Raw genomic sequence first — 25,244 nt, 5'->3', positions numbered from 1 at the left:
AGCCGATCGGATCAACGTTTGACGGAAAAAATTCCCGGCGGCGGGGGAGTGGAGTCGACGGCGTCCGCGTCGTGGACCGCCGCGGCGCCGCCGGTGAACCGGTCCAGCTCCGCGCCGGCCAGCACCCGGCCGGGGAACCAGTCGCCCGCCGCCCGCCGGGCTAGCTCCGGCACCGGCGGCTCCACCCGGGACGCCACCAGCACCAGGTTGCCGTACCGGCGGCCGCGCAGCACCGCCGCGTCACCGACCAGGCAGGCCCGGGGCAGCACCGTACGCACCGTGGCGACCTGCGCCTTCGCGTGCCGCAGCGGCGGGCCGTCGGCCACGTTCGCCAGGTAGCTGCCGCCGGGCGCCAGCACCCGGGCCACCTCGGCGACGTACTCCACCGAGGTCAGATGCGCCGGGGTACGGGCGCCGGCAAACACGTCCGCCACGATCACGTCGTACGCGCCGTCGCGGCTCGACGTCAGCGTCGCCCGCGCGTCGGCCACCCGTACCCGCAGGCGCGGATCGGCCGGCCAGGGCAGCTCGCGGCGGACCAGCTCCACCAGCGCACCGTCCACCTCGGACACGCGCTGCGTCGAACCGGGGCGGGTGGCCTGCACGTACCGGGGCAGGGTGAGCGCGCCGCCACCCAGGTGCAGCACCCGCAGCGGCGTCCCGGCCGGCGCCACCAGGTCCAGCGCGGCGGCGAGGCGCCGGACGTACTCGAACTCCAGGTGAGCCGGGTCGGTCAGGTCCACATGCGACTGCGGCGCGCCGTCCAGCAGCAACGTCCACGAGCCCGGACGGTCGACGTCCGGCACCAGCTCGGCCCGCCCGGTGTCGACGTCGGCCACCACCCGGTCGGAGTCGCGTCGCCGGCCCATCAGCGCCGCATCCCGCGCGCCGCCGCGGTGAGCACCCGGTGCAGCAGCCGCGCGTCGCCGAGCATCCCGCGCAGCCGGCGTTCCAGCCCGGCGATTGGCACCAGGTTCTGCGGAGCACGCGGATCCTTGTACGGGGTGGAGGCGAACCGGGGCAGCGTCACCAGCGACAGGTCCGCCAGCGCGACCGCCTCCGGCACGGTCAGGTCGGCCGAGCACTCCACCCGCACGATCCCGGCCCACGGCGCTCCGGCGCGCACCGGCAGCCGCAGGTACCACGACCAGCCGCCCCACGCCGTGCCGAGCCGGAACACCGGGCAGCGCTCACCCGGCGCCAGCCCGGTCACCACAGCCGTCAGCCGCGCGTCCAGGTATTGGCTGTGCTGCGTCTTGATGTACCCGAGCGTGCGCGGCAGGTTCCGCCGGCTGCGCAGCGGGCCGTCCACCACCAGCAGGTCGCCGTCGGTACGCACCGCGTCGGAGACGGCCACCTCCAGCGCGGTCAGCGGCGCCTGCACCGCGGCGGGCAGCTTGCTCAGCTCGCCGGTGCCGCTGACCCGGTGCACCGGGTAGCGGACCGAACCGGCGACCACGTCCTGCGCCGACGGGCTCGCCGTGAACAAGCCACGGCCCACCCGGGCGCCGGCCATCTCGGCGGCGCCCCGGTCCAGGTCGCAGCGCACCACTCCGGCCGCGTACGAGGCGGCGATGCCGGGGAACGAGCCGCCGTCCTCCTCGGCCGTCCAGACGCTGGCGTCGATCCGGCGTACCCCGTCGACGAGCAGCACCACGTCCGGTGACCGCACCCCCGCGCGGGGACCGATCGCCCGCCAGTCGGTGGCCGGCAGCTCGACGTCGGCGTCCACCTGGGCGCTGCTCGGCGCGGCCGGACCGGACCCGCCGGCCGCCTCGAACGACGCGCCGTACGCCGGATCCCACGCGTCGACGAAGAACGCCGGCGACGGCCCGGTCACGCGGCGCTCCACCGGACCGTGCCGCTCACAGGCCGGTCCGTTCCACGCGGGCCGTCCGCGCGTCCTTGCGCACCTCGAACCGGACCGGGATCCGCTCGGCCAGCGCCGGCACGTGGGTGACCACGCCGACCATCCGGTCGCCCCGGGCGGCCAGGTTCTCCAGCGTGGCCGCGACCGTGTCCAGCGTCGCCGCGTCGAGCGTGCCGAAACCCTCGTCCAGGACGATCGACTCCAGGCTGGCGGCGGTGGTGGACATGCCGGCGAGCTGCTCGGACAGGGCCAGCGCCAGCGCCAGCGACGCCTGGAACGTCTCCCCGCCGGACAGCGTGCGCACCCCGCGCCGCAGCCCGGCGTCGTGGTGGTCGACCACGAAGAACTCGCCCTTGTCGTGCATCAGGTCGTACTGCCCGCCGGACAGCTCCCGCAGGATCCGCGACGCGCCGTCGACGAGCAGGTCCAGCGCCTCGGTGAGCAGCCAGCGCTCGAAGTTGTTGGCCCGCAGGTGCGAGGCGAGCGCCCGGGCCACCCGTGCCTCGTGCTCGTGCCCGGCCCGCTGCTCGCGCAGCCCGGCGGCCTGCTCGCGGCGTTCGTCCAGGCGGCGCAGCTCCGCCTCGGCCCGCTCCACCGCCACCGCCGCGTCGCGCGGCGCGTCCTGCGGCGCGTCCAGCCCGGCGGCGGTGAACAACGCGGCGATCCGGTCGGTCACCTCGGCCGCGGCCCGCTGCGCCGCCTCCACCGAGCCGGCCAGCCCGTCCCGGTCCGCGCGCCGCGCCCGCGCCTGCTCGTCCGCCCAGCCGGCCAGCGCCGCCCACGCCGCTGCGACGTCGTCCCGGTCGGCGGCCGGCGGCCCGAACCGGGCCAGCCCGTCGCGTACCGCGTCGAAGTCACGCCAGGCCCGGCGCAGCCGATCCTGTGCGGCATCCAGCGCGCCGCGCGCCCGCCGGGCCGCCTCCCGGCCGGCCCGCACCGCGCCCGCCGCCTCCTCCAACGCGGCGCGCAGCCGGGCGTGCTCGGCCAGCGACTCCCGCAGCCGCTCCGGCGCGGGCGCGTCCGCGAGCTGCCCGTCCAGCTCCGCCAGGCGCGCGCCGAGCTGATCGTGCTGGGTGCGGGCGCGCAGCAGCACCCGGTCCAGCTCGCGCGCGGCGGCGTCGCGTTCCTGCACCACCCGCTTGGCCGCCTCGCTCGCCGCCCGCGCCGACTTGCCCGCCTCGATCGCCCGGCTCACCGCGGAGCCCTTCGGCACCGCCGGGACCGTGGTGACCGTCTGCTCGCACACCGGGCAGGGCGCGCCGTCGACCAGGTGCGCCCGCAGCGCCACCGCCTGGTCGGCGGCCTTCGCCTCCTCGTGCGCGCGGAACGCCGCTTCCAGCTGCGCCTCGGCCCGCTGCGCGTCCGCGCCCGCCGCCGCCAGCTCCGCCACCGCGGCGTCGTGCTCGGTGCGCGCCGCGTCCACCGCCGCGCGCACCGTCGCCGCCTCCGCGGTCAGCCGGTCCCGGTCCGCGTACGCCTTCAGGTGCAGCCGCAGCGCGCTCTCGTCACCGGCGGCGGCCAGCTCCCCGCGCAGCTTCTCCTCGCGCTCCTCGGCCAGCCCCACCGCGCCCGCCGCCTCGTCGGCGGCGACCCGGGCCTGCGCCACCGCCCGCGCCAGCTCGGCCGTACCGTCCGGCGGGCGGACCCCGGCCAGCACACCCAGCTCGGCGTCGAGGGCGGCCAGCGCCGCGGCCCGCTCACCCGCCGTCGCCCGGGCCTGCTCCCACTCGGGTACGGCGGCAGCGACCGCAGCGGCCAGTTCCCGCATCGCGTCCACCCGCTCGCGGGCGGCGGCCAGGCTCTCGTCGTCCACGTCGGCGAGCCCGCCGAGCATCTTGTCGACGGTCTCCAGCTTCGCCTCGGCCTGCCCGGCCCGCTCGACGGCCTTCTTCTGCACCGACTCGTAGACGCCCAGCCCGAGCAGGTTCACCAGGATCTGCTGCCGGGTGGCGGGCTTGGCGTGCAGGAAGTCGGCGAACTGCCCCTGCGGCAGCACCACGCAGGAGGTGAACTGCTCGTACGGCAACCCGACCGCGTCGAGCACCGCCTGCTCCATCTCGGCCGGGGTGCCCGCCACCACCTCGCCCAGATCCTCCGGGCTGAGCCCGGTGTCGAGCTTGGTGACGTCGAACCCCGGCGGCATGAGCTGGAGACCGGCGTTCGCCGTCTTCACAGTGCCCCGCCCGTCGCGGCGTACCACGCGGGTCGCGACGTACCGGTCCCCGGCGGACTCGAAGACCAGCCGGACCCGCGCCTCGGTCGCCGACGGCGCCAGCGCGTTCGCCAGCCCTCGCGTGCCGCCCCAGCGCGGCACCGTGCCGTAGAGCGCGAAGCAGATCGCGTCGAGCACCGTCGACTTGCCCGAACCGGTCGGCCCGACCAGCGCGAAGAAGTCCGCGTCGGTGAAGTCGACAGTGGTCTCGTCGCGGAACACCGTGAACCCGGCCATGTCCAGCCGCATCGGCCGCATCAGTGCTCCACCTCCTCCAGCAGCTCGTCGAAGAGCTCCCGGACACCCTCGTCGGCGTGCCCGCGGCTGTCCAGGTAGTCGCCGAACAGCTCGCCCGGCGACCGCCCGGCCCGCTGGGCGGTACGTGTCCCGCTGCCCGGCGCGGGCACCAGCTCCGGGTCGATCCGGATCTCCAGCGCCCGGGGCAGCATCTCCTGCACCTCCTCGCGCAGCCCGGCCCGGGGCTGCTCCCGGACGAAGACGCGCAGCCAGCCCTCCGGCGGCTCGATCTCGGCGAGCTGCGCGAGCGTGCCGCGTACCGTGCGCAGCGGCACCGCGCCCGGCACCGGCACCTCCCGGATACGGGCGGCGGTGGTCGCGGTGACCTCCACGATCGTCACCGAGCTGACGTTCTCCTGCTCGCCGAAGTCGACAGCCAGCGGGCTGCCGCTGTAGCGGATCGGGCAGGGGCCGATGACCCGCTGCGAGCGGTGCAGGTGACCCAGCGCCACGTAGTGCGCGTTGCCGGGGAAAACTGTGGCCGGTACGGCGTATCCGAGCACCGTGTGCGCGTCCCGCTCGCCGCCGCCGGTGCTCGCGCCGACCACGGTCAGGTGCCCGGTGACGAGGTGCACCCGGTCCGGCTCGGTGAACCCCTCGGCGAGCCGGTCCAGCACCCGGCCCAGGTGGTCGGCGTACGTCTGGTTGGCCTCGGCCGGGGTGAGCGTGTACATCTCCACCGCGCGCACCGCGTACCGCTGCGACAGGAACGGCAGCGCGGCCAGCCGCCAGCGCTCCCCGCCCGCGGTCACCCCGTCAATGACGTGCTCGTCCGGGTTCTCCCGGACGCTGCCGCGCAGCGTGATCCCGGCGGCCTCGGCCCACGGGCGCAACGCGTCCAGCGCCGCGCCGTTGTCGTGGTTGCCGCCGATCGCCACCACGTCGGCCCCGGTCCGCCGCAGCGCGGTGAGCGCCCGCGTCACCAGCCGCGTCGCCTCCGGGGTGGGCGCGGCGGTGTCGTACAGGTCACCGGCCACGATCACCAGGTCGGGGCGCTCGCGCTGGGCGATCTCGATGACCTGGGCGAGGACCTGCTTGTGCTCCTCGGCCCGGGACTGCCCCTTGAGGACCTTGCCGACGTGCCAGTCGGAGGTGTGCAGGATCTTCATCTGGGTGCCCCTAGAACGGGATGTCGTCGTCGGAGGAGCCGGAGCCGACCACCGCGAACGGATCGGCGGCCTGGGTGATCGACCGTAGCGTCTCCGAGGGCGCGCGGCCCGCCTCCGAGACCCGGGTGGCCCACGCCGGGAACGGGAACTCCAGGCACAGCGGCACCGGGATGTCCGGCTGGTTGACGAACATCGTGCCCGGCTTGGCCAGCAGCGCCCGCTGCCGCTGAGCGGGCGGCAGGAAGCCGTACTCCGGGCGGGACGCCTCGGCCGGGTCGAGCCGGCCCACCACCCGGATCGCCGAGTTGGTGACGATCCGCCGTTCCACCTCGCTGGCGGTCTGCTGCGCGCCGACCAGGATCACGCCCAGCGAACGGCCCCGCTCGGCGATGTCGAGCAGCACCTCCTTGATCGGCGACGAGCCCTCCCGCGGCGCATACTTGTTCAGCTCGTCCAGCACGACGAACAGCAGCGGCTTGGCGGTGCCCGACTTCTCCTTGCGCTCGAACTCGCTCTTGAGCGTCACACCGACCACGAACCGCTGCGCGCGGTCCGGCAGATTGTGCAGGTCGACCACAGTCACCTGGGCGCTCTCCGCCGTGTTGATCGAGTGCGGGCGGCGGGTCGCCAGGTCGCCCCGGATCAGCCGGCCCAGATCCTTCTTGCTGCCGATCAGCCGCCGGGCGAACGCGTTCACAGTGCCCAGCCCGACCGCGCTGCCCGCCCAGTCACTGCGCGTCTCGTCGTCGTTGAGCTGCTCGACCACGTGGTCGACCAGATCCGCGTACGAGCCGAGCCGCACCCCGTCGATGCTCACCCCGCCGTCGGCCGGCTGGGCGTAGCGGGCCAGGTGCGCGGCCACCGAGTGGACCACCATCGTGTACTGCTGGCGCTCGTCGTCGGCGTCGGCGAACACGTACGGCAGCAGCCGGTCGGCGCAGAACTCGGACAGCGTCCAGTAGAAGCTGTCCACGCCGGTGAGCCGGCTGCTCACATCCGGCGTGCCGGAGGAGTCGCCGACCCGCGGCGGGGCGTACACCCGCACGTCCGGGAACGCGCCGGCGTCCAGGCCCAGCTTCGCGTACGCCGCCCGCGTCGGGTCGTCGAGCCGGCTGTTCGGGTGGTCGAGGAAGAGCAGGTCCTCGCCCTTCACGTTGAAGATCAGCGCCTTGGCGTTCACCGCGTCGCCGCCCAGCACGCCGGAGCGGAACACCGAGTAGAGCAGGAACGTGGCGAAGCTCGTCTTGGTCGCGACACCGGAGATGCCGGAGATCGACACGTGCGCGCCCCGGGTGCCGTCGAGGAAGTCCGCGTTGAGGTAGACCGGCACGCCGTCGCGGCCCATCCCCATCGGGATCCGCCGTTCCATCCGGTCGAAGTGCAGCGCCCGCGCCCGCGCGTCACCCTCGGCCCGGTGCACCACCGCGCCCGGCGTGGGCGGCACATAGAACTCCGGATCGACCCGGGTGGTGGTGACCTCGGCGGCCTCCTGCACCTGCGCCGGCAGCGTGCCGTCGGCGATGGCGAAGACGTCGGAGTCGAACTGCGCCCCCTCGTGCCGGGCGCGCACCTGGGTCACCACCCCGGCGATCGTCACCGGCTCCCGGTCGGGCAGCTCACGGCGGGTCACCACCACGTCGTCCAGCTGCAGGTAGCTGCCCGGCGCGACAGCCGTCCAGAAGGTGAGCGGGGTGGCGTCGGCGGTGCCGAGCACCCGGCCGACACCCTCGCCGGGCCCGTCGAGCTGGTCGTCGGTCATCGGCGGTCTCCGGTCGGCTGGTCGTACCGTTGGCGGTGCACGTCGTGCATCCTGCCCGAGGGATGCGACAGGTTGCCACGCGACGCGGCGGACGCCACGCCGACCGTGCGCCGAACGGTAGCCGCCCGGATCCGCCCGGCCACGGTGCGTGCGTTTTCCCTTGTTCCGGTGGCGTCCGGACCCCTCGTTGGCGCGGTTGTTGGCGACTGCTCGCGAGACGCCGGTCGGCCGGCCCAGCCCTTCGGTGGAACGCCACGGGTGTCCCCACGCGCCCGTGACACCCATGGCGTTCCACTCATTGCCCAGCAGACCCGAGACCTTGGCGAACTCCCGCCCCACCTCCTGTCTCCGGAGAACTGTGAAGATCTTGGTAGGAAAGGGCCCTCATAGGGGCCCTTTCCTACCAAGATCTCTACGGATCTCACTCAACGGAACGCCCGTCCCGCGAGACGGAAGGCGCTCGCCGCAGTAAGCAGTCGTGGAGCCGCGCGCTGCTCCTCGGCCTGCCGCGATCTTGCAGTTCGGGCCCCCTCAGTTCATCGCAAAACGGGCACAATCAGGGCCTCAAGTGCAAGATCGCGGGTGCCGGGTGCCGGGTGCCGGGTGCCGGGTGCCGGGTGCCGGGTGCCGGGTGCCGGGTGTCGGGTGTCGGGTGCTGCTCAGGCGGCGGGGGCGGATCCGGCGGGCGGCGGGTCGGCGGGGTCGCGGGCGTACCGCAGCATCAGCACCCCGTCGGCGGCGGCCAGCACGTGACGCAGCGGCAGGTGACGCGGGACGCTGGTTTCCCCGGCGGTGATCCGGCCCGGCCCGGCACCGGCGAGCAGTGGCGCCACGGTCAGGCACAGCTCGTCGACCAGATCGGCGGCGGTGAGCGCGCCGAACAGGTGCGGGCCGCCCTCGCAGAGCAACTGGTTCAGTCCGCGACGGCGCAGCTCCGCCAGGCCGGCGGCCAGATCAACCCGCCCGCCGCCGCCAACCCGGCCGGGGCCATCGACGCGCTCGGGGTCATCGCCGTGACCGGTGGCGTCGACCGGGTCGGGACCGTCGACGCGATCGGCGGTGTCGACTCGGCCGGGGTCAGCGACCTGGCCGGAGCCGTCGACGCGGCCGGTGGCGTGGATCCCGCCGGGGTCAGCGACGCGGCTGGGGCCGCAGCGGACCAGGTCGGCGACGTCGGTGAGGCCGGGCGGCGGTACGGCGTCGGCGTGGGTGAGCACCACCGGGCGGACCGGGGCGTCGGCGAACGCGGCCTGGGCCGGGTCGAGGTCGAGCGAGCCGGAGACGACAACCAGCGTCGGGAACTCGGCCAGCCCACGTTCGCGGCGCCAGGCCCGGCGTTCCGGGCTGAGCCGGACCGCCCGGTAGCCCTCGTGGCGCAGCGTGCCGGCGGCCACCACGAGAGCGTCGCAGAGCATCCGCAGCAGCCCGAAGACCCGCTTGTCGGGCTCGCCGGAGAGCCCGGCGGAGTAGCCGTCCAGAGTGACCGCACCGTCGGCGCTGGAGACGAAGTTGACCCGCAGGTGCGGGCGGGCCGCCCGGCCGTAGAGCGCGGTGAGTTCCGGATCGGTCAGCGCGCCGGTGACGGGTGCGGGCCAGATCCGTTCGATCGGGGTTCCGACGCTCATTCGCCGGCCGGACCGGTGACCGGAGGGGTGGGTTCGGGGGTACGGTGCTGGCAGTCGCACCACTTCCGGCCAGGACAGTCGTCGTGCCGCCGTTCCCGGCAGGCTCGGCAGATCATGCAGGCAGCCTATGCCGAGGAAGGATGGGACGTCGTGTCGCGTCAGATTCTCCAGCTCATGGTGTCGCTGGCCGGCGTCCGGCCGCCGGTGTGGCGGCGGGTGCTGGTGCCCGGCGGCTACACGCTGGACCGGCTGCACCGGGTGATCCAGCACGCGATGGGCTGGCGCGACTGCCACCTGCACTCGTTCGACGTGGACGGCCGGCAGTACGGCGAACCCGACCCGGACGGCGAGCTGCCGCTGCGCGACGAGCTGGACGTCCGGCTGGACGCGGTCGTCGGCAAGGGCGACCGGTTCCGCTACACCTACGACTTCGGTGACTGGTGGGAGCACGACCTCGTGGTGGAGGACTGCTGCGCCGCCGACCCGGACGAGCGTTACCCGGTCTGCCTGGACGGGGAGCGGGCCTGCCCGCCGGAGGACGTGGGCGGCCCGGCCGGGTACGCGGTCCTGCTGGCCGCGCTCGCCGACCCAGCGCACCCGGAGCACCTGACGATGCGCGAGTGGGCCGGGCCGGCATTCGATCCGGACGCGTTCGACCCCGACCGCGCCACCGTCCTGCTGCGCCGCTGCTGCTGACCGGGCAGCCGACGCGCCGCTGATCGCGCGAACGTCACGCGTCGACAGCGCCCCGACGCCGCTGGTCACGCCGCCCAACACCGCTGATCGCGCCCCCACCCGTGCAGTCTGCGCCCAGGGTCGAGTGCTGCGCGGTAACGAAATGGGAACGCTCCCAACGGTCTATTGACACCCCTGTCACCTCCCGGCAACCTCATGGGAGCGCTCCCGAGAGTGGTGCGGATCTCCCTCCTGCCCGCTCCGGCCCGCGCGAAACGCACCCCCCACCACACAGCAGATATCGCCTCACCACCGAAAGAGGGGTCTCGGATGAGCGTCCCAATCCGTCGTCGGCGGTTCGCGGCCATCGCGCTCGCGTCCGTCGTCGTGCTCGGCACCACCGCCGCTTGCGGCGACGACTCGGACAGCGGCGACAGCGGCAGCGGCGGCGGCCCGATCACGCTGGTCGTCGACGTCTTCGGCGACCAGGGCTTCGGCTACGAAGAGCTGTACAAGCAGTACGAAGCGGAGCACACGAACGTCAAGATCCAGGAGCGGGGCAAGGGTCTCGGCCTCGGTGACTACAACACCCGCCTGACGCAGCAGATCACCGCCGGCTCGGGCGCCGGTGACGTGGTGGCCCTGGAAGAGGGCACCATCGTCCAGTTCTACGCCCAGGCCGACAAGTTCGTGAACCTCGCCGACCACGGCGCGAACGACCTCAAGGGCAACTTCCTGCCGTGGAAGTGGGAGCAGGGCACCACCCCCGACGGCAAGGTGCTGGGCCTCGGCACCGACGTCGGCTCGATGGCGCTGTGCTACCGCAGCGACCTGTTCAAGGCCGCCGGGCTGCCCACCGACCGCGAGCAGGTCGGCGCGCTCTGGCCGACCTGGGACGAGTTCATCGCCACCGGCCAGAAGTTCGCCGCCGCCGACAAGAAGCACAAGTTCGTCGACTCGGCGACCAACTTCTACAACGTGGTGCTGATGCAGGTCGCGGGCCAGGGCAGCGGCTACACGTACTACGACAAGAGCAACAAGATGGTCATCGACCAGAACGCGGACGTGAAGACGGCGTACGACCTCACCACCAAGATGATCGCCGCCGGGCTGTCGAACAACCTCCAGTCGTTCTCCAACGAGTGGAACGCCGGCTTCAAGAACGGCACCTTCGCCACCATCGCCTGCCCCGCCTGGATGACCGGTGTCATCAAGGGCCAGGCCGGTGACGCGGCGGCCGGCAAGTGGGACATCGCCAAGGCGCCGGGCGCCGGTGGCAACTGGGGCGGTTCCTTCCTGGGCGTGCCGAAGTCGAGCAAGCACCAGAAGGAGGCCGCGGAGCTGGCCAAGTTCCTGACCAGCGCCAAGGGTCAGATCGGCGCGTACAAGGCCGTCGGCAACCTGCCGTCGAACCCGCAGGCGCTCACCGACCCGGCCGTTGCCGACTCGACCAACGACTACTTCAGCAAGGCCCCGGTCGGCAAGATCTTCGCCGCCGGCGCCACCGAGCTGAAGCCGGTCTACCTCGGCCCGAAGAACAACGCGGTCCGCACCGCCGTGGAGAACACGCTGCGCGCCGTGGAGCAGGGCAAGTCGGCCGGCGACCAGTGGCAGGCGGCCCTGAAGAACGGTGCGGCTGCCGGTAAGTGACCGGTTGAGCCGCCCGCGGGTGGCGTCGGCAGCCCAGGCTGCCGGCGCCACCCGCGGTGCCCGCAGAGTCCGGCGTCGCCCGTGTGGCGGGTGACGCCGGCCGAGGAGAAGGACTCCCCATGAGCCTCGACCTGCACGCCGCGGCGCCGCCCGAGCCCGGCGCGCCGCGCTCCGCAAGGCACACACGTCGCCGCGCCACCTCGATGACCCGGCTGGACCTGAAGTACTCGCCGTACCTGTACGTACTGCCGTTCTTCGTGATCTTCGCCGTGTTCGGCGTGTACCCGATCGCGTACACGGTCTGGATCGCGTTGACCGACCGGTCGCCGCTGAACCCGACGATCTCCTTCGTCGGGATGGACAACTTCGTCGAGCTGATCACCCAGGACCCGCAGTTCTGGAACGCGGTGGTCAACACGTTCGGCATGTTCCTGCTCTCCACAGTGCCCCAGTTGCTGCTGGCGCTGATGCTCGCCAACGCGTTGAACCGGAAGCTGCGCGCGCAGACGTTCTTCCGGATGGCCATCGCGATGCCGATCATCACCTCGACCGCTGTGGTCGCGCTGATCTTCTCGATGATCTACGCCAAGGACTTCGGCCTGGTCAACTGGCTGCTCGACAGCATCGGCCTGGACCCGATCGACTGGCGGGCGAACCGCTTCGCCTCATGGTTTGCCATCTCCACCATGGTCGACTGGCGCTGGGTCGGCTACAACGCGCTGATCTACCTGGCCGCCATGCAGTCGATCAGCAAGGACATGTACGAGGCCGCGGCGCTGGACGGCGCCTCCCGGCGGCGCCAGTTCTGGTCCATCACGGTGCCGCAGCTGCGCCCCACGATCATCTTCACGCTGATCATCTCCACCATCGGCGGCCTCCAGCTGTTCACCGAGCCCCTGCTGTTCACCAGCGGCTCCGGTGGTCTCTCCGGTGGTTCGGAGGGGCAGTTCCAGACCATCACGATGTACCTGCTCGACGTGATGAACCAGCGCTTCCGGTGGGGGTACGCCGGAGCGGTCGCGCTCGTGCTCTTCGTGCTCATCGCGTTGATGTCGGCGATCAACTACCTGCTCGCCCGCCGCATCAGCTCCGACAAGTGAGGTGACGAGATGACGACCACCGCCGTCCGCCCGCCCACCCGGCAGAGTCCGCCGGTGAAGACCGCCCACCGGGCCGAGCGGCTCTGGAAGGCCAGCCCGCTCACCATGATCGGCCTGATCTTCGGCGTGCTGCTCTCCCTGTTCCCGTTCTACTGGATGATCGTGATCGCCAGCCGGACGAACGACGCGGCCAACTCCTGGCCGCCGCCGTTCCTGCCCGGCGGCAAGCTCGGCGAGAACATCGAGCGGGTGCTCGCCAACAGCGACGCCAACATCGTCAAGGGCCTGATGAACTCGTTCCTGGTCTCCGGGACGATCACCGTCGCGACGGTGTTCTTCGGCTCGTTGGCCGGCTTCGCGTTCGCCAAGCTGCGCTTCCGGGGCAAGAACGCGCTGCTGCTGATCATCCTCACCTCGATGATGGTGCCGATCCAGCTCGGCGTGCTGCCGCTGTACATCCTGATGGCCAAGCTCGACTGGCTGAACACCATGCCGTCGGTGACCGTTCCGTTCCTGATCGGCGGCTTCGGGATCTTCATGATGCGCCAGTATGCCGAACAGGCGGTACCGAACGAGTTGATCGAGGCTGCTCGGGTGGACGGCTGTTCCACCTGGCGGGTGTACTGGCACGTGGTGGCGCCCGCGCTGCGTCCGGCCGCCGCGGTGCTGGGTCTGCTGACCTTCATGGAGCAGTGGAACCAGTTCTTCTGGCCGTTCGTGGTGCTGGCGGACCCGTCCAACCCGACCGTCCAGATCTCGCTGCGCAGCCTCAACACCGCCTACTTCGCCGACAACTCGCAGATCTTCGCCGGTACGTTGATCGCGACCCTGCCCCTGTTCGTCGTGTTCGTTCTGTTCGGCCGCCAGATCATCGGCGGCATCATGGAAGGCGCCGTCAAGTCGTGAGCAACCCAGCAAGCCCGCCCGCCGTCGGTCTCCTCGACGCCGGTCCGGCCCTCACCTTCCCGCCCGACTTCCTCTGGGGCGCGGCCACTGCCGCGTACCAGATCGAGGGCGCGGCGGCGGAGGGTGGCCGTACGCCGTCGATCTGGGACACCTTCAGCCACACCGAGGGGCGGACCGTGGCCGGGCACACCGGCGACGTGGCGTGCGACCACTACCACCGGATGCCGGACGACGTGCGGCTGATGGCCGACCTGGGCCTGCGGTCGTACCGCTTCTCGGTGAGCTGGCCGCGGGTGCAGCCGGGCGGCACGGGCGGCGTCAACCAGGAGGGCATGGACTTCTACCGCCGCCTGATCGACGAACTGCTCGGCCACGGCATCGAGCCCTGGCTGACGCTCTACCACTGGGACCTGCCGCAGCCGCTGGAGGACGCGGGCGGCTGGCCGGCCCGGGACACCGCCGGCCGGTTCGCCGAGTACGCGCACCTGGTCGCCGAGGCCCTCGGCGACCGGGTGAAGTACTTCACCACGCTGAACGAGCCGTGGTGCTCGGCGTTCCTCGGCTACGGCTCCGGCGCGCACGCGCCGGGCCGCCGGGACGGCGCGGACGCGCTGCGGGCCGGGCACCACCTGATGCTCGGTCACGGCCTGGCCGTGCAGGCGGTCCGCGCGGTCCGTCCGGACGCGCAGCTCGGCATCACCGTCAACCTGTACCCGGTCACTCCGGCGACCGACTCGGAGGCGGACGCCGACGCGGCCCGCCGGATCGACGCGCTGGCCAACCGGTTCTTCCTCGACCCGGTGCTGCGTGGCGCGTACCCGGCGGACCTCGTCGCCGACGTGCGCGGGCTCACCGACATGGGGCACGTGCGCGACGGTGACCTGGCGACCATCGCCACGCCGCTGGACATGGTCGGGATCAACTACTACAGCCGGCACGTGGTCGCCGCGCCGGTCGAGGGCGCGGAGCCGGAGCCCTACTGGCGGGCGCCGTCCTGCTGGCCGGGCAGCGAGGACGTCCGGTTCGTCACCCGGGGTGTCCCGGTGACGGACATGGACTGGGAGATCGACGCCCCGGGCCTGGTGGAGACGCTGGAGCGGGTCCACCGGGAGTACACGGACCTGCCGCTCTACGTCACCGAGAACGGCTCGGCGTTCGTCGACGAGCTCGTCGACGGCCGGGTGGACGACCCGGACCGGCTGGCCTACTTCGCCGCGCACCTGCGTGCGGCGCACGCCGCGATCGAGGCCGGCGTGCCGCTCAAGGGCTACTTCGCCTGGTCGCTGATGGACAACTTCGAGTGGGCCTGGGGCTACACGAAGCGGTTCGGCATGGTCTATGTCGACTACGACAGCCAGGCCCGGATCGCGAAGTCCAGCGCCAGGTGGTACGCCGACGTGATCCGACGCAACGGACTGCCCGCACAATAAGCTGGGCCAGCCAGTAACGGGCGGCCCGGCGCCGACGCCTCAATCGGTGCCGGGTCCGCCCGACCGTCGGAGGAGCACAGACGATGACAACGCAGCGCACCCGCTCGCTCGGGCGTCCGACCCTCGACGCGGTCGCGGCCCGGGCCGGCGTCGGGCGAGGCACGGTCTCCCGCGTGGTCAACGGGTCGCCGCAGGTCAGCCCGGAGGCCCGGGCCGCCGTCCAGCAGGCCATCGCCGAGCTGGGGTACGTGCCGAACCGCGCCGCCCGTGCGCTGGTCACCCAGCGGACCGACTCGGTGGCCCTGGTCGTCTCCGAGTCGGGGGAGCGGGTCTTCACCGAGCCGTTCTTCGCCGCGATCGTGCGGGGCGTCAGCTCCGGGCTGGTGGAGACGCCGATGCAGCTCTGGCTGGCCATGGTGCAGTCGCCGATCGAGCGGGAACGGGTCGAGCACCACCTGACCAACCAGCACGTCGACGGCGTGCTCCTGCTCTCGCTGCACGACGCCGACCCGCTGCCCACGCTGCTGGAGGAGCGCGGCCTGCCGACGGTGCTCGGCGGCCGGCCGGCGCGGATGCTGCACCCGAACGCCCAGCCGGCGTGGTTCGTCGACATGGACAACGTCGGCGGCGCGCGGCAGGCGGTGGAGCACCTGTTCCGCAAGGGGCGACGGCGGGTCGCCACCATCGCCGGCCCGCAGGACATGGGCGCCGGCCTGGCCCGGCTCTCCGGCTACCAGGAGGCCGTCCGGGCCGCGGGCGGCCGCGTCGACCCGGGCCTGATCGCGTACGGGGACTTCAGCGAGGGCAGCGGCACCGCCGCGATGCGCCGGCTGCTGGACGTCTGCCCGGAACTGGACGCCGTGTTCGTCGCCTCCGACCTGATGGCGTTCGGCGCGTTGCGCGCGCTGCGCGAGGCCGGCCGCCGGGTGCCCGAGGACGTCGCCGTGATCGGCTTCGACGACGCCCCGATCGCGCGTCAGGCCGAGCCGCCGCTGACCACCGTGTTCCAGCCGGTGGAGGAGATGGGCCGGCAGATGGCCCGGCTGCTGGTCTCCCGCATCCGCGGCGAGGAGGTCCCCTCGCCGCACGTGCTGCTGGACACCGAGCTCATCCACCGCGCCTCCGCCTGACCGGCCGCCCGGCGGGAGCCGGTCAGGACCAGCGGCGCAATTCCCGGCGGGCCAGCGAGGCGCGGTGCACCTCGTCCGGGCCGTCGGCCAGGCGCAGCGTGCGGGCCGCCGCCCACAGTTCGGCAAGCGGGGTGTCCTGGCTGACACCGGCACCGCCGTACGCCTGGATCGCCTTGTCGATCACCCACTCGGCCATCAGCGGCGTGGCGATCTTGATGGCCTGGATCTCGGTGTGCGCGCCCTTGTTGCCGACGGTGTCCATCAGCCAGGCGGTCTTGAGCACCAGCAGGCGGGCCTGCTCGATGCGGACCCGCGACTCGGCGATCCACTCCCGCACCACGCCCTGCTCGGCGAGCGGACGGCCGAACGCCACCCGGTCGAGCACGCGGCGGCAGAGCAGCTCCAGGGCCCGCTCGGCCATGCCGACCAGGCGCATGCAGTGGTGGATGCGGCCGGGCCCGAGCCGGGCCTGGGCGATGGCGAACCCGGTGCCCTCCTCGCCGACCAGGTTCTCGGCCGGCACCCGCACGTCGGTGAAGTCGATCTCGGCGTGCCCGCCGTGCGGGGCGTCGCTGTAGCCGAAGACCCGCATCCCGCGGCGTACCGTCACGCCGGGGGTGTCCCGGGGCACCAGGATCATGCTCTGCTGGCGGTGCCGCTCGGCGTCCGGGTCGGTCTTGCCCATCACGATGAAGATCTCGCAGCGCGGGTCCATCGCCCCGGACGACCACCACTTGCGGCCGTTGATCACGTAGTGGTCGCCGTCGCGGGTGATCCGGGTGCCGATGTTCGTCGCGTCGGAGGAGGCCACGTCCGGCTCGGTCATGCAGAACGCCGACCGGATCTCCCCGGCCAGCAGCGGCATGAGCCACTGCTTGCGCTGCTCCTCCGAGCCGAACTCGGCGAGCAGCTCCATGTTGCCGGTGTCCGGCGCGGCGCAATTGAGCGCCTCCGGGGCCAGGTGCGGGCTGCGGCCGGTCAGCTCGGCCAGCGGCGCGTACTGCAGGTTGGTCAGGCCGGCGCCGTAGCGGGCGTCGGGCAGGAACAGGTTCCACAGCCCGCGCTCGCGCGCCTGCGCCTTCAGCTCCGCCATCACCGGCGGACGGGCCCACGGGTCGCCGGCCGCGGCCACCTGCTCGTGGTGCACCGGCTCGGCCGGGTACACGCACTCGGTGAGGAACGCCTCCAGCCGCTGCCGCAGCTCGAGCGTCCGATCGTCGTACGCGAACTCCATCTAGCTCTCCCTCACCGCGCGCAGCCCGTGCGCCACGAGTGGCGCCACCATGTCACCGATCTGGTCGAAACCCTCGCCCAGCGTCTGCCCGAGCGTGTGCCGGTAGTGGATGCCCTCGCAGATCACCGCCAACTTGAAACAGCCGAGCGCCACGTGCCAGTGCAGCGGCCCGACGTCGACGCCGGCGCGCCCGGCGTACCGCTCGATCAGCTCGGCGCCGGTGGGGAAACCGGCGCGCGGGCCGATGCCGTCGGCCACCGGGTTGCCCTCGCCGTGGTCGCTGTCGCCCAGCACGTCCCAGTACGTCAGCAGCAGCCCGAGGTCGGCCAGCGGGTCGCCGAGCGTGGCCATCTCCCAGTCGAGCACCGCCCGCACGGCCACCGGGTCGACGGTGGCGAGCAGGTTGTCCAGCCGGTAGTCGCCGTGCACGATCCGGCCCGCGTTCGCGCCCTCGGGCACGCTGGCGGCCAGCGCGTCGCGCAGCTCGTCGATGCCGGGGAGCGGCCGGCTGCGGGACCGGTCGAGCTGGCCGGCCCAGCGGCGTACCTGCCGGCCCAGGTAGCCCTCGGGGCGGCCGAAGTCGGCCAGGCCCACCTCGGCCGGCTCGACCCGGTGCAGCGTGGCGAGCGTGTCCATCATCGCCATGGCGAGGTCGCGCCGCTGCGCCGGCGTCAGCGCGTCGGTCTGCTCCCGCCGCCGGTAGACCTCGCCGTCGACCTTCGCCATCAGGTAGAACGGTGCGCCGATGACGCTCTCGTCGGCGCAGAGCAGCAGCGCCTCCGGCACCGGTACGCCGGTCGGCGCGAGCGCCGAGATCACCCGGTGCTCGCGGGCCATGTCGTGCGCGGTGGCCAGCACGTGCCCGAGCGGCGGCCGGCGCAGCACCACCGCGCGCTCACCGGCGCGCAGCAGGTAGGTCAGGTTGGACTTGCCGCCGGCGATCAGCCGCGCCGACAGCGGGCCGGTCAGGTCCGGCCGGTGCGCGGCCAGGTAGGCGGTGAGCCGGTCGAGGTCGAGCCCGCGGGGTGCCGAGCCGGCCGAGAACCGGGCGACGGCGGCCGGATCGGTCATCCGATTAGTTGATGGCAGCTCAGCTTTGTTGTCAAGGTCAGGCTTTCCCGGCGGGACATGCCGCTGCAACAGGGGCGAAATGGTCAACCGGCAGGCTGGGCCCCAGCCTGCCGGCCGCCCCGGCGGGTCCGCCGAGCGGAGGGGATCAAACATGCTGCTGAGAGTTCGGGTGACCCTGCCGGACCGACCGGGCACGCTCGGCCAGGTGGCCCGGACACTCGGCGTCTCCGGCGCCGACATCGTGCAGGTGGTGGTCCTGGAACGGCTCGGCGGCCGGGCGGTGGACGACTTCACAGTGGTGTGGCCGGGCGCGGCGCGGGTGGAGCGGATGCTCGCCGGGCTGGCCGCGATCCCCGGCGTGCGGGTGGACGGCGTGTGGCGGGCGATTGGCGCGCCCACCACCACCGGGCAGGACGCGGAGCTGCTCGCCCAGGTGGCCGCCAACCCGGCCGACGGGGTGGCCACGCTCGTCGACGCGGCTCCCGGGCTGCTCGCCGCCGACTGGGCGGTGGCCGCCGTCGTACCGCTGGACTGGGCCTCGCGCAGCGGCGAGGCGGGCGTCGCCGCGATCGGCCACGCGAGCTGGCGGGCGCCGGCGCCGCCCCGGCTGCCCGAGGTGACCCCGCTGCGGGCGCGGTCCATCACCAGCCCGGAGGGGCACCACTACGCGGTCGCGCCGTTCGGCCGGGCCGGCCTGGTCCTGGTGGTCGCCCGCGACCACAGCGAGCCGCTGGCCGCGGCCGGGTTCCACTCCACCGAGGTGGACCGGCTCGCTCAGATCGTCCGTGCCAGCGCGGTGATCCTCGGCGACCGGCTGGACCTGGTCGGCACGCCACCCGTGACCACCGTCACCTGACCGGACGGGCCGCGTCACCCCGGGGCAACGGGCCCGCAACAGGGGCACGGCATGGTCGGTGTCGAGGAAGGGAGACAACCATGGCGCTGTGGCGGATCCGAGCCACCGTGGACGACCGGCCGGGTTACCTGTCGGTGCTCACGGCGAGCCTCGCGTTGCGCGGGGTCAACATCCTCAGCGTGCAGGTGCACACCACCGAGGCCGGCGCGGTCGACGACTTTCTGGTCGACGCGCCCGAGCACGTCACCGAGGCGGAGCTGCGGGCCGCCGTGGAGCGCGGCCGGGGCCGGGACTGCTGGGTCGCGCGCAGCGAGGCGCGCGGGCTGGCCGACGAGCCGACCCGGGTGCTCGGGCTCGCCGGGCGGCTGGTCCGTGACCCGGAGGCGACCGGGGCGGCGCTGCGCACGCTGCTCGGCGCCGACACCGTGACCTGGCGTCCGACGCCCGCCACCGCGCCGGGCGGGGTGGGCGGCACGACCATGGCGCTCGCGGACCCGGCGGGCGGCGCGTACGAGCTGCACCGCCGGGAGCCGAGCTTCACCCCGGCCGAGTACGCCCGGGCGCAGGCCCTGGTCGAGTTGGCGGCGGTGCTGGCCCGCCGGGACACCGACCGGGTCACGCTGGTGCTGCCCGACGGCGGGGAGGTGTCGGTGCGGGCGGCGACGGCCGAGGACGTCCCCGGCGTACGCGAGCTGCACGCGGCCTGCTCGGCGCGCAGCCGGCAGCGGCGTTACCTGAGCGGGGCGGCGGACCCGGCGCCGGCGCGGCTGCGCCGGCTGCTGGAGCCGGCCCGGGGCGTGACCCTGCTCGCCACGGCGGGCTCCGGCGGGGCGGCGGAGCCGGTCGTGGCGATGGCGAACCTGCTCGGTGAGGGCGACGAGGCCGAGGCGGCGCTGCTGGTCCGCGACGACTGGCAGCGCCGGGGCCTGGGCTCGGCGCTGCTGCGCCGCCTGCTCGGTCACGCCGATCGGGCCGGGTACGCCGCCGTGCTGCTGCACGTGCAGGCCGAGAACAGACCGATGCTGCGGACGCTGCGCCGCCTGGACCGGCCGGTGGCGATGGAACGCGAAGGCGCGGTGCTGACCGTGACGCTTCCGCTGGTTCCCGCGCCGTCGACGGTCGAGCCGGCGTCCGGCGGTGACGCGGTGCCCAGCGCACCAGCGGCGACCGGCGCGGCGGCCGGGATGAGCTGACGGCCGTCCGGCCGGACCACGGAGGTGGGCCGCAACGGCGCGGCACGCCCGAGGGGTACGACCGGAGGGCCGCAACCGGCGCGTTCGCGCGCCACCCGGACCGACCTCCGATGCGGGGGACGGTGACACGGCGGGGCCCCCGATGCGGGGGCCCCGTCCGTGTTCGCGGGGATCAGGTGGCGGGGTAGCTGCTGTAGTCGGGGAAGTTGCCGTAGAGCCGGCCGTCGCCGCCCACTGTCACCGCCTGCACCAGCAGGTCGCCGCCGACGAACGCGCCCTTCCAGGAGGCGCCCCGGCCGCCGAAGGGCTCGTCCCGGTCGCCCCGGGAGCGGGGCTTGTTGATGCCCACCTTGAACGCCTGCAGATCCACCGCCAGCTTGCCGGCCAGTTCCTCGTCGTCGCAGGCCAGCGACGCGACGAGCGCGCCGTTGGAGGCGTTCATCGCCGCCAGCAGCTCGTCGGTGGTGTCCACCACGACGATGGTGTCCACCGGGCCGAACGGCTCGGCGTGCATCAGGCGGGACCGGCCGGGCGGGGCGAGCAGCACGGCCGGCGCCACGTACGCGGACGTGTCCTGCCCGTCGAGGAACGGCGCGCCGTCGAGCTTGCCGCGGTGCAGCGGCACGGCGCCGCCGCGTACCGCCTCCTCGACCTTGCGGCGCAGCTCCTCGGCCTTGGCGGCGCTGATCAGCGGCCCGAAGTCCAGTTCGGGCAGCGGGTCGCCGGCCGACCAGTCGTTGCCCACGGCGAGCGGGTGGCCGAACCGGATCGAGCGGACCACCGGCAGGTACATGTCGAGGAATTCGTCGACCAGGTCGCGCTGGACCACGAACCGGGGGTACGCGGTGCAGCGCTGCTTGCCGTACTCGAAGCCCTTGCGCAGGTGCGCGGCGAGGGAGTCCCACTGGGAGAAGTTCCAGATGCCCCAGGCGTTGAGGCCCTCCTGCTCGATGAAGTGCCGCTTGTCGCAGTCGAGCAGCGCGGCGGCGACCTTGCCGCCGTTGGAGCGGCCGCCGACGAACGCCACCGCGCCGATCTCCGGCGCGCGGACGAGCACCTCGGACAGTTCCTCGCCGCTGCCGGACAGCAGGGTGGCGGGCAGTCCGGCGCGGCGCATCAGCGCGTGGGCGACGGTGAGGCAGACCGCGCCGCCCTGCGACGGCGTCTTGGCGATCACCGCGTTGCCGGCCAGCAACTGCACCAGCTCGGCGTGCACCAGCACGCTCATCGGGTAGTTCCAGGAGGCGATGTTGCTGACCGGGCCGGGCAGCGGCTCCCGGCCGTCGGCGAGCATCCGCTCGATCTCGCCCACGTACCAGCGCACGCCGTCCAGCGCCCGGTCCACGTCGGCGCAGGCCAGCCGCCACGGCTTGCCGATCTCCCAGACCAGGAGCAGGGCGAGCAGGTCGCGGTGCTCGGTGAGCGCGTCGAGCGCGTCGGTGACCCGGGCGATGCGCTCGGGCAGCGGGGTCCGCGCCCACTCCCGGTGCGCTGCCGCGGCGTGGGCGACAGCGCCGCGCGCCGCCTCGGCGTCGAGCCGGGCCAGGTGGATGAGGACCGTGTTGTCGACAGGGGTACGGACCGGAGCCGGTGTGCCGAGCGCGCGCCACTGCCCCTGGACGAGATTGTGGAGCGTGGGTACGCCCTCGGGTGTGGTGTCGAATGCCTCGGGTGTGGCGGCCACCGCCCGGGCGAGCGTGTCGGACCAGGAGGTGCCCTCGGCGAGTCGTAGAGCCATCGCGATCTCCTCAGGGTTGTCCGGGGAGCGGCGGCGTCGATGGCACCGCAGGTGAGGCGTACTGTCGCGCGGTGCCGAGCGGGCGGGCAACCGTACGCTCGTATGCCAGGACGGCGGCGGCCCGGACAGGGCCGTCAGTGGTGCGTTCGTCGCCGTCGCGATGCCGCTGAGCTGGGAACGAGCCGCCTCAATATCGAGGAGCATCGATGGTGTGATCCAGCTCCCGTTGGTTACCCGCCAGTACGTCCGGCGAGGTCCACCGGCGACGGCCTTCCCAACGTGTTGCGGGCCCATTACATTGTCGCTTATCCATGGGAGCGCTCCCGAGGCTCCCGCGGTCACCCCACCACCACTGCCTCGCGGCAGCCGGAGCCTCAAGCGCCGTCCCCGCTCCGGCTGTCGCGCGGCGCCAGCCACAGGAGCTCGCCATGCCCCGTCCGATACCGCCGCCCGGAGGCCGGTCGCGGCTGCGCCGGCTGCTCGCCGCCGGCGCCGCGCTGGCCGTCGGCCTGGCCACGGCCGTCGCCGCCGCGCCGCCCGCGTCGGCCATGGAGGTACCCGCCGCCGCGCAGGCCGCGGCCACGTTCAACTACGCCGAGGCGTTGCAGAAGTCGCTGTTCTTCTACGAGGCGCAGCAGTCCGGCCGCAAGCCCTCGTGGAACCGCGTCTCCTGGCGCGGCGACTCGGCGCTCACCGACGGCGCCGACGTCGGCGTCGACCTCACCGGCGGCTGGTACGACGCCGGTGACCACGTGAAGTTCGGCTTCCCGATGGCGTTCAGCGCCACCATGCTGGCCTGGGGCGCGGTCGAGTACCGCGACGGCTACGTCGCCTCCGGGCAGCTCACCCACCTGCTGAACAGCCTGCGCTTCGTCAACGACTACTTCGTCAAGGCGCACCCCGCGCCGAACGTCCTCTACGGACAGGTCGGCAAGGGCGACGACGACCACAAGTGGTGGGGCCCGGCCGAGGTGATGCCGATGGCGCGGCCCGCGTACAAGATCGACGCGAGCTGTGGCGGCGCGGACCTGGCGGGGGAGACGGCCGCCGCGATGGCCGCCTCGTCCATGGTGTTCCGCCCCACCGACGCGACCTACGCGGACAAGCTGCTCGGCCACGCCAAGCAGCTCTACACGTTCGCCGACACCGTGCGGAAGAACTACCACGAGTGCATCACCGACGCGACGAGCTTCTACAAGTCGTGGAGCGGCTACCAGGACGAACTGGTCTGGGGCGCGATCTGGCTCTACCGGGCCACCGGTGACGCGACCTACCTCGCGAAGGCGGAGAGCGAGTACGACAAGCTCGGCACCGAGCCGCAGTCCACCACCCGCTCCTACAAGTGGACGATCGCCTGGGACAACAAGCAGTTCGGCGCGTACGTGCTGCTGGCCAACCTGACCGGCAAGCAGAAGTACGCCGACGACGCCAACCGGTGGCTGGACTACTGGACGGTGGGCGTCAACGGGCAGCGCGTGCCGTACTCGCCCGGCGGAATGGCGGTGCTCGACTCGTGGGGCGCGCTGCGGTACGCCTCCAACACCGCGTTCGCCGCGCTGGTCTACAGCGACAAGACCACAGACACCACGCGCAAGGCGCGCTACCACGACTTCGCCGTCCGGCAGATCAACTACGCGCTCGGCGACAACCCGCGCAACTCCAGCTACCAGATCGGCTTCGGCGCGAACTCGCCGCGCAACCCGCACCACCGCACCGCGCACGGCTCCTGGTGGGACAGCCAGACCGTGCCCACCGAGACCCGGCACGTGCTCTACGGCGCGCTCGTCGGCGGCCCGTCCTCGGCCAACGACGCGTACACCGACAGCCGGTCGGACTACGTGATGAACGAGGTGGCAACCGACTACAACGCCGGCTTCACCTCCGCGCTGGCCCGCCTCGCCAACGAGTACGGCGGCAGCCCGCGCGCCGGCTTCCCGTCCGCCGAGACGCCCGACATGGACGAGATGACTGTGGAGACCACAGTGATGCAGGCCGAGCCGCGCGCCACCGGGCTCAAGGCGATCATCTACAACAAGTCGGCATTCCCGGCCCGGGCGCTGACCACGGGTAAGTTCCGGTACTTCTTCCGGCCCGACGGCACCGGACCGGTGACCGTGACCCCCGGCTACACGCAGGGCTGCCCGTCGCCGTCGACCGCGAAGCAGTTCTCCGGCGACATCTGGTACGTCGAGGTCGACTGCACCGGCTACACCATCGCGCCCGCCGGGCAGTCGCAGCACCGGATGGAGGTCCAGTTCAAGATCGGGGTGCCGGAGGGCGGCACCTGGGACCCGACGAACGACCCGTCGTACCAGGCCACCGCCGGGCCCAACCCCAAGGTGCCGCTCTACTCCGGCGGCGTACGGGTCTGGGGCGAGGAGCCCGGACCGGTCACCCCGGACACCACCGCGCCCACCGTGCCCGGCACCCCTGTCGCGTCCGCCGTCACGTCGAGCGGGCTCACGCTGACCTGGGCCGCGTCCACCGACACCGGTGGCAGCGGACTGGCCGGCTACGAGATCACCCAGTCGCAGACCGGCAGCGACGCGCTGGTGCTGCGCACCGCCACCACCAACACGCTCGCGGTGACCGGGCTGCTGCCCGAGCGGACGTACCAGTTCACAGTGCGGGCGCTCGACGGCGCCGGCAACCGCTCCGCGTCGTCGGCGGCGGTCAGCGTCACCACGCCCGCCGGCCCGGCGCCCGACACCACCCCGCCGACCGCGCCCGGCACCCCCACCGCCTCCGCGATCGGCTCGACCGGACTGACGCTGACCTGGGGTCCGTCCACCGACGCGGTGGGCGTCACCGGCTACCGCGTCTACCGGGGCGGGAACGTCCTGGTCGGCTCGGCCACCGGCACCACCCTGGCGGTGACCGGGCTGACCGCCTCCACCACGTACACCTTCACAGTGGTGGCGGTGGACGCGGCCGGAAACGTCTCGCCCGCCTCGCCCGGCGTCACGGTGACCACCACCGCGCCGCCTGCCGGCGGGAACTGCGCGGTGACCTGGACGGCGAACACCTGGGACACCGGGTTCACCGCGAACATCACCGTCGCCAACACCGGCACCACGGCGATCAACGGCTGGACCCTGACGTTCACGTTCGGCAACGCCGGGCAGAAGGTCGGGCAGGCCTGGTCGGCGAATGTGACCCAGACGGGCACGGCGGTGACCGCGTCGAACCTGTCCTACAACGGCACGCTGGCGCCGGGGGCGTCGACGAGCTTCGGCTTCAACGGCACCCACACCGGCGCCAACCCGAGGCCGGCGAGCTTCACGCTCAACGGGACCGCCTGCACGGTCTCCTGACCGTCGACGTGGCGTGGCCGGCACCGCACCCCGGGTGACCGGCCACGCCGCGCCGGCGGCGCGCGGCCCAAAACG

General features: G+C 73.1%; 18 protein-coding genes. 9 read left to right on the top strand and 9 right to left on the bottom strand.

All coding sequences use genetic code 11. The annotated features are described in order from the left end of the window. Positions 1–11: 11 nt before the first annotated feature. The 6 genes from ACSDG8_RS09130 to ACSDG8_RS09105 all read right to left on the bottom strand — a co-directional run bounded on the left by ACSDG8_RS09130 (position 12) and on the right by ACSDG8_RS09105 (position 8,872). Positions 12–869, bottom strand: a complete 858-nt coding sequence (locus ACSDG8_RS09130; protein WP_210898358.1) for a spermidine synthase — start codon at positions 867–869, stop codon at positions 12–14. Next, positions 869–1,840, bottom strand: a complete 972-nt coding sequence (locus ACSDG8_RS09125; protein ID WP_210898355.1) for a hypothetical protein — start codon at positions 1,838–1,840, stop codon at positions 869–871. The genes ACSDG8_RS09130 and ACSDG8_RS09125 overlap by 1 nt, the downstream gene beginning before the upstream one ends. Positions 1,841–1,865: 25 nt before the next feature. Then, positions 1,866–4,340: an AAA family ATPase gene (locus tag ACSDG8_RS09120; protein WP_210898353.1), complete on the bottom strand. Its 2,475-nt coding sequence runs from the start codon at positions 4,338–4,340 to the stop codon at positions 1,866–1,868. After that, on the bottom strand, positions 4,340–5,488 hold the full coding sequence (locus ACSDG8_RS09115; RefSeq protein ID WP_210898351.1) for an exonuclease SbcCD subunit D: 1,149 nt from the start codon (positions 5,486–5,488) through the stop codon (positions 4,340–4,342). Before ACSDG8_RS09115 ends, ACSDG8_RS09120 begins: the two co-directional genes overlap by 1 nt. A 10-nt stretch (positions 5,489–5,498) precedes the next feature. Continuing rightward, positions 5,499–7,247: an ATP-binding protein gene (locus tag ACSDG8_RS09110; protein ID WP_210898349.1), complete on the bottom strand. Its 1,749-nt coding sequence runs from the start codon at positions 7,245–7,247 to the stop codon at positions 5,499–5,501. A 659-nt stretch (positions 7,248–7,906) separates the two neighbouring features. Beyond that, on the bottom strand, positions 7,907–8,872 hold the full coding sequence (locus ACSDG8_RS09105; protein ID WP_439427806.1) for a pyrimidine reductase family protein: 966 nt from the start codon (positions 8,870–8,872) through the stop codon (positions 7,907–7,909). Between the two features lie 150 nt (positions 8,873–9,022). Here ACSDG8_RS09105 and ACSDG8_RS09100 point away from each other — a divergent pair, with 150 nt between their 5' ends. The 6 genes from ACSDG8_RS09100 to ACSDG8_RS09075 all read left to right on the top strand — a co-directional run bounded on the left by ACSDG8_RS09100 (position 9,023) and on the right by ACSDG8_RS09075 (position 15,763). Next, entirely contained in the window at positions 9,023–9,568 is a 546-nt protein-coding gene (locus tag ACSDG8_RS09100) for a plasmid pRiA4b ORF-3 family protein (protein WP_210898345.1), read from the top strand. A 309-nt stretch (positions 9,569–9,877) separates the two neighbouring features. Beyond that, positions 9,878–11,197, top strand: a complete 1,320-nt coding sequence (locus ACSDG8_RS09095) for an ABC transporter substrate-binding protein (protein WP_210898343.1) — start codon at positions 9,878–9,880, stop codon at positions 11,195–11,197. Between the two features lie 119 nt (positions 11,198–11,316). Beyond that, positions 11,317–12,297, top strand: coding sequence for a carbohydrate ABC transporter permease (locus ACSDG8_RS09090; protein ID WP_030503047.1), 981 nt, complete (start codon positions 11,317–11,319; stop codon positions 12,295–12,297). A 105-nt stretch (positions 12,298–12,402) separates the two neighbouring features. Continuing rightward, positions 12,403–13,203 carry a carbohydrate ABC transporter permease gene (locus ACSDG8_RS09085; protein ID WP_030274682.1) on the top strand — a complete coding sequence of 267 codons (801 nt, stop codon included), beginning with the start codon at positions 12,403–12,405 and terminating at the stop codon, positions 13,201–13,203. Then, the gene (locus ACSDG8_RS09080) at positions 13,200–14,633 is read left to right on the top strand and encodes a GH1 family beta-glucosidase (RefSeq protein ID WP_210898342.1); all 1,434 of its coding nucleotides are present in this window, start codon (positions 13,200–13,202) and stop codon (positions 14,631–14,633) included. Before ACSDG8_RS09085 ends, ACSDG8_RS09080 begins: the two co-directional genes overlap by 4 nt. An 83-nt stretch (positions 14,634–14,716) precedes the next feature. Next, positions 14,717–15,763, top strand: coding sequence for a LacI family DNA-binding transcriptional regulator (locus tag ACSDG8_RS09075; protein WP_073830124.1), 1,047 nt, complete (start codon positions 14,717–14,719; stop codon positions 15,761–15,763). Between the two features lie 22 nt (positions 15,764–15,785). Here ACSDG8_RS09075 and ACSDG8_RS09070 read toward each other — a convergent pair whose 3' ends face one another. After that, a complete protein-coding gene (locus ACSDG8_RS09070; protein WP_210898340.1) occupies positions 15,786–16,997 on the bottom strand; it encodes an acyl-CoA dehydrogenase family protein in 1,212 nt (403 codons plus the stop codon). After that, entirely contained in the window at positions 16,998–18,068 is a 1,071-nt protein-coding gene (locus ACSDG8_RS09065; protein WP_439427805.1) for a phosphotransferase family protein, read from the bottom strand. A 151-nt stretch (positions 18,069–18,219) separates the two neighbouring features. On the opposite strand from ACSDG8_RS09065, the gene ACSDG8_RS09060 reads away from it, so the two are divergent. Next, on the top strand, positions 18,220–18,924 hold the full coding sequence (locus tag ACSDG8_RS09060; RefSeq protein WP_210898337.1) for an amino acid-binding protein: 705 nt from the start codon (positions 18,220–18,222) through the stop codon (positions 18,922–18,924). An 80-nt stretch (positions 18,925–19,004) separates the two neighbouring features. Further along, the gene (locus tag ACSDG8_RS09055) at positions 19,005–20,117 is read left to right on the top strand and encodes a GNAT family N-acetyltransferase (RefSeq protein WP_210898336.1); all 1,113 of its coding nucleotides are present in this window, start codon (positions 19,005–19,007) and stop codon (positions 20,115–20,117) included. Between the two features lie 172 nt (positions 20,118–20,289). Here ACSDG8_RS09055 and ACSDG8_RS09050 read toward each other — a convergent pair whose 3' ends face one another. Then, positions 20,290–21,855: an aldehyde dehydrogenase family protein gene (locus ACSDG8_RS09050; RefSeq protein WP_210898335.1), complete on the bottom strand. Its 1,566-nt coding sequence runs from the start codon at positions 21,853–21,855 to the stop codon at positions 20,290–20,292. A 428-nt stretch (positions 21,856–22,283) separates the two neighbouring features. Here ACSDG8_RS09050 and ACSDG8_RS09045 point away from each other — a divergent pair, with 428 nt between their 5' ends. Beyond that, a complete protein-coding gene (locus tag ACSDG8_RS09045; protein ID WP_439427804.1) occupies positions 22,284–25,169 on the top strand; it encodes a glycoside hydrolase family 9 protein in 2,886 nt (961 codons plus the stop codon). Positions 25,170–25,244: the final 75 nt, after the last annotated feature.

Origin of the sequence: Micromonospora sp. LA-10, from assembly GCF_051853095.1 — a bacterium.
Lineage (GTDB): Bacteria > Actinomycetota > Actinomycetes > Mycobacteriales > Micromonosporaceae > Micromonospora > Micromonospora echinospora_A.
Note: the sequence above shows the minus strand (reverse complement) of the source record. Positions and strands in the feature narration are given on the sequence as shown.

What these genes read in the sequence shown, in the direction of transcription:
- ACSDG8_RS09130 (WP_210898358.1), bottom strand. Translation starts at nt 869, where the DNA reads ATGGGCCGGCGACGCGACTCCGACCGGGTGGTGGCCGACGTCGACACC.
- ACSDG8_RS09120 (WP_210898353.1), bottom strand. Translation starts at nt 4,340, where the DNA reads ATGCGGCCGATGCGGCTGGACATGGCCGGGTTCACGGTGTTCCGCGAC.
- ACSDG8_RS09115 (WP_210898351.1), bottom strand. Translation starts at nt 5,488, where the DNA reads ATGAAGATCCTGCACACCTCCGACTGGCACGTCGGCAAGGTCCTCAAG.
- ACSDG8_RS09110 (WP_210898349.1), bottom strand. Translation starts at nt 7,247, where the DNA reads ATGACCGACGACCAGCTCGACGGGCCCGGCGAGGGTGTCGGCCGGGTG.
- ACSDG8_RS09105 (WP_439427806.1), bottom strand. Translation starts at nt 8,872, where the DNA reads ATGAGCGTCGGAACCCCGATCGAACGGATCTGGCCCGCACCCGTCACC.
- ACSDG8_RS09095 (WP_210898343.1), top strand. Translation starts at nt 9,878, where the DNA reads ATGAGCGTCCCAATCCGTCGTCGGCGGTTCGCGGCCATCGCGCTCGCG.
- ACSDG8_RS09090 (WP_030503047.1), top strand. Translation starts at nt 11,317, where the DNA reads ATGAGCCTCGACCTGCACGCCGCGGCGCCGCCCGAGCCCGGCGCGCCG.
- ACSDG8_RS09085 (WP_030274682.1), top strand. Translation starts at nt 12,403, where the DNA reads ATGATCGGCCTGATCTTCGGCGTGCTGCTCTCCCTGTTCCCGTTCTAC.
- ACSDG8_RS09075 (WP_073830124.1), top strand. Translation starts at nt 14,717, where the DNA reads ATGACAACGCAGCGCACCCGCTCGCTCGGGCGTCCGACCCTCGACGCG.
- ACSDG8_RS09070 (WP_210898340.1), bottom strand. Translation starts at nt 16,997, where the DNA reads ATGGAGTTCGCGTACGACGATCGGACGCTCGAGCTGCGGCAGCGGCTG.
- ACSDG8_RS09065 (WP_439427805.1), bottom strand. Translation starts at nt 18,068, where the DNA reads ATGACCGATCCGGCCGCCGTCGCCCGGTTCTCGGCCGGCTCGGCACCC.
- ACSDG8_RS09060 (WP_210898337.1), top strand. Translation starts at nt 18,220, where the DNA reads ATGCTGCTGAGAGTTCGGGTGACCCTGCCGGACCGACCGGGCACGCTC.
- ACSDG8_RS09055 (WP_210898336.1), top strand. Translation starts at nt 19,005, where the DNA reads ATGGCGCTGTGGCGGATCCGAGCCACCGTGGACGACCGGCCGGGTTAC.
- ACSDG8_RS09050 (WP_210898335.1), bottom strand. Translation starts at nt 21,855, where the DNA reads ATGGCTCTACGACTCGCCGAGGGCACCTCCTGGTCCGACACGCTCGCC.
- ACSDG8_RS09045 (WP_439427804.1), top strand. Translation starts at nt 22,284, where the DNA reads ATGCCCCGTCCGATACCGCCGCCCGGAGGCCGGTCGCGGCTGCGCCGG.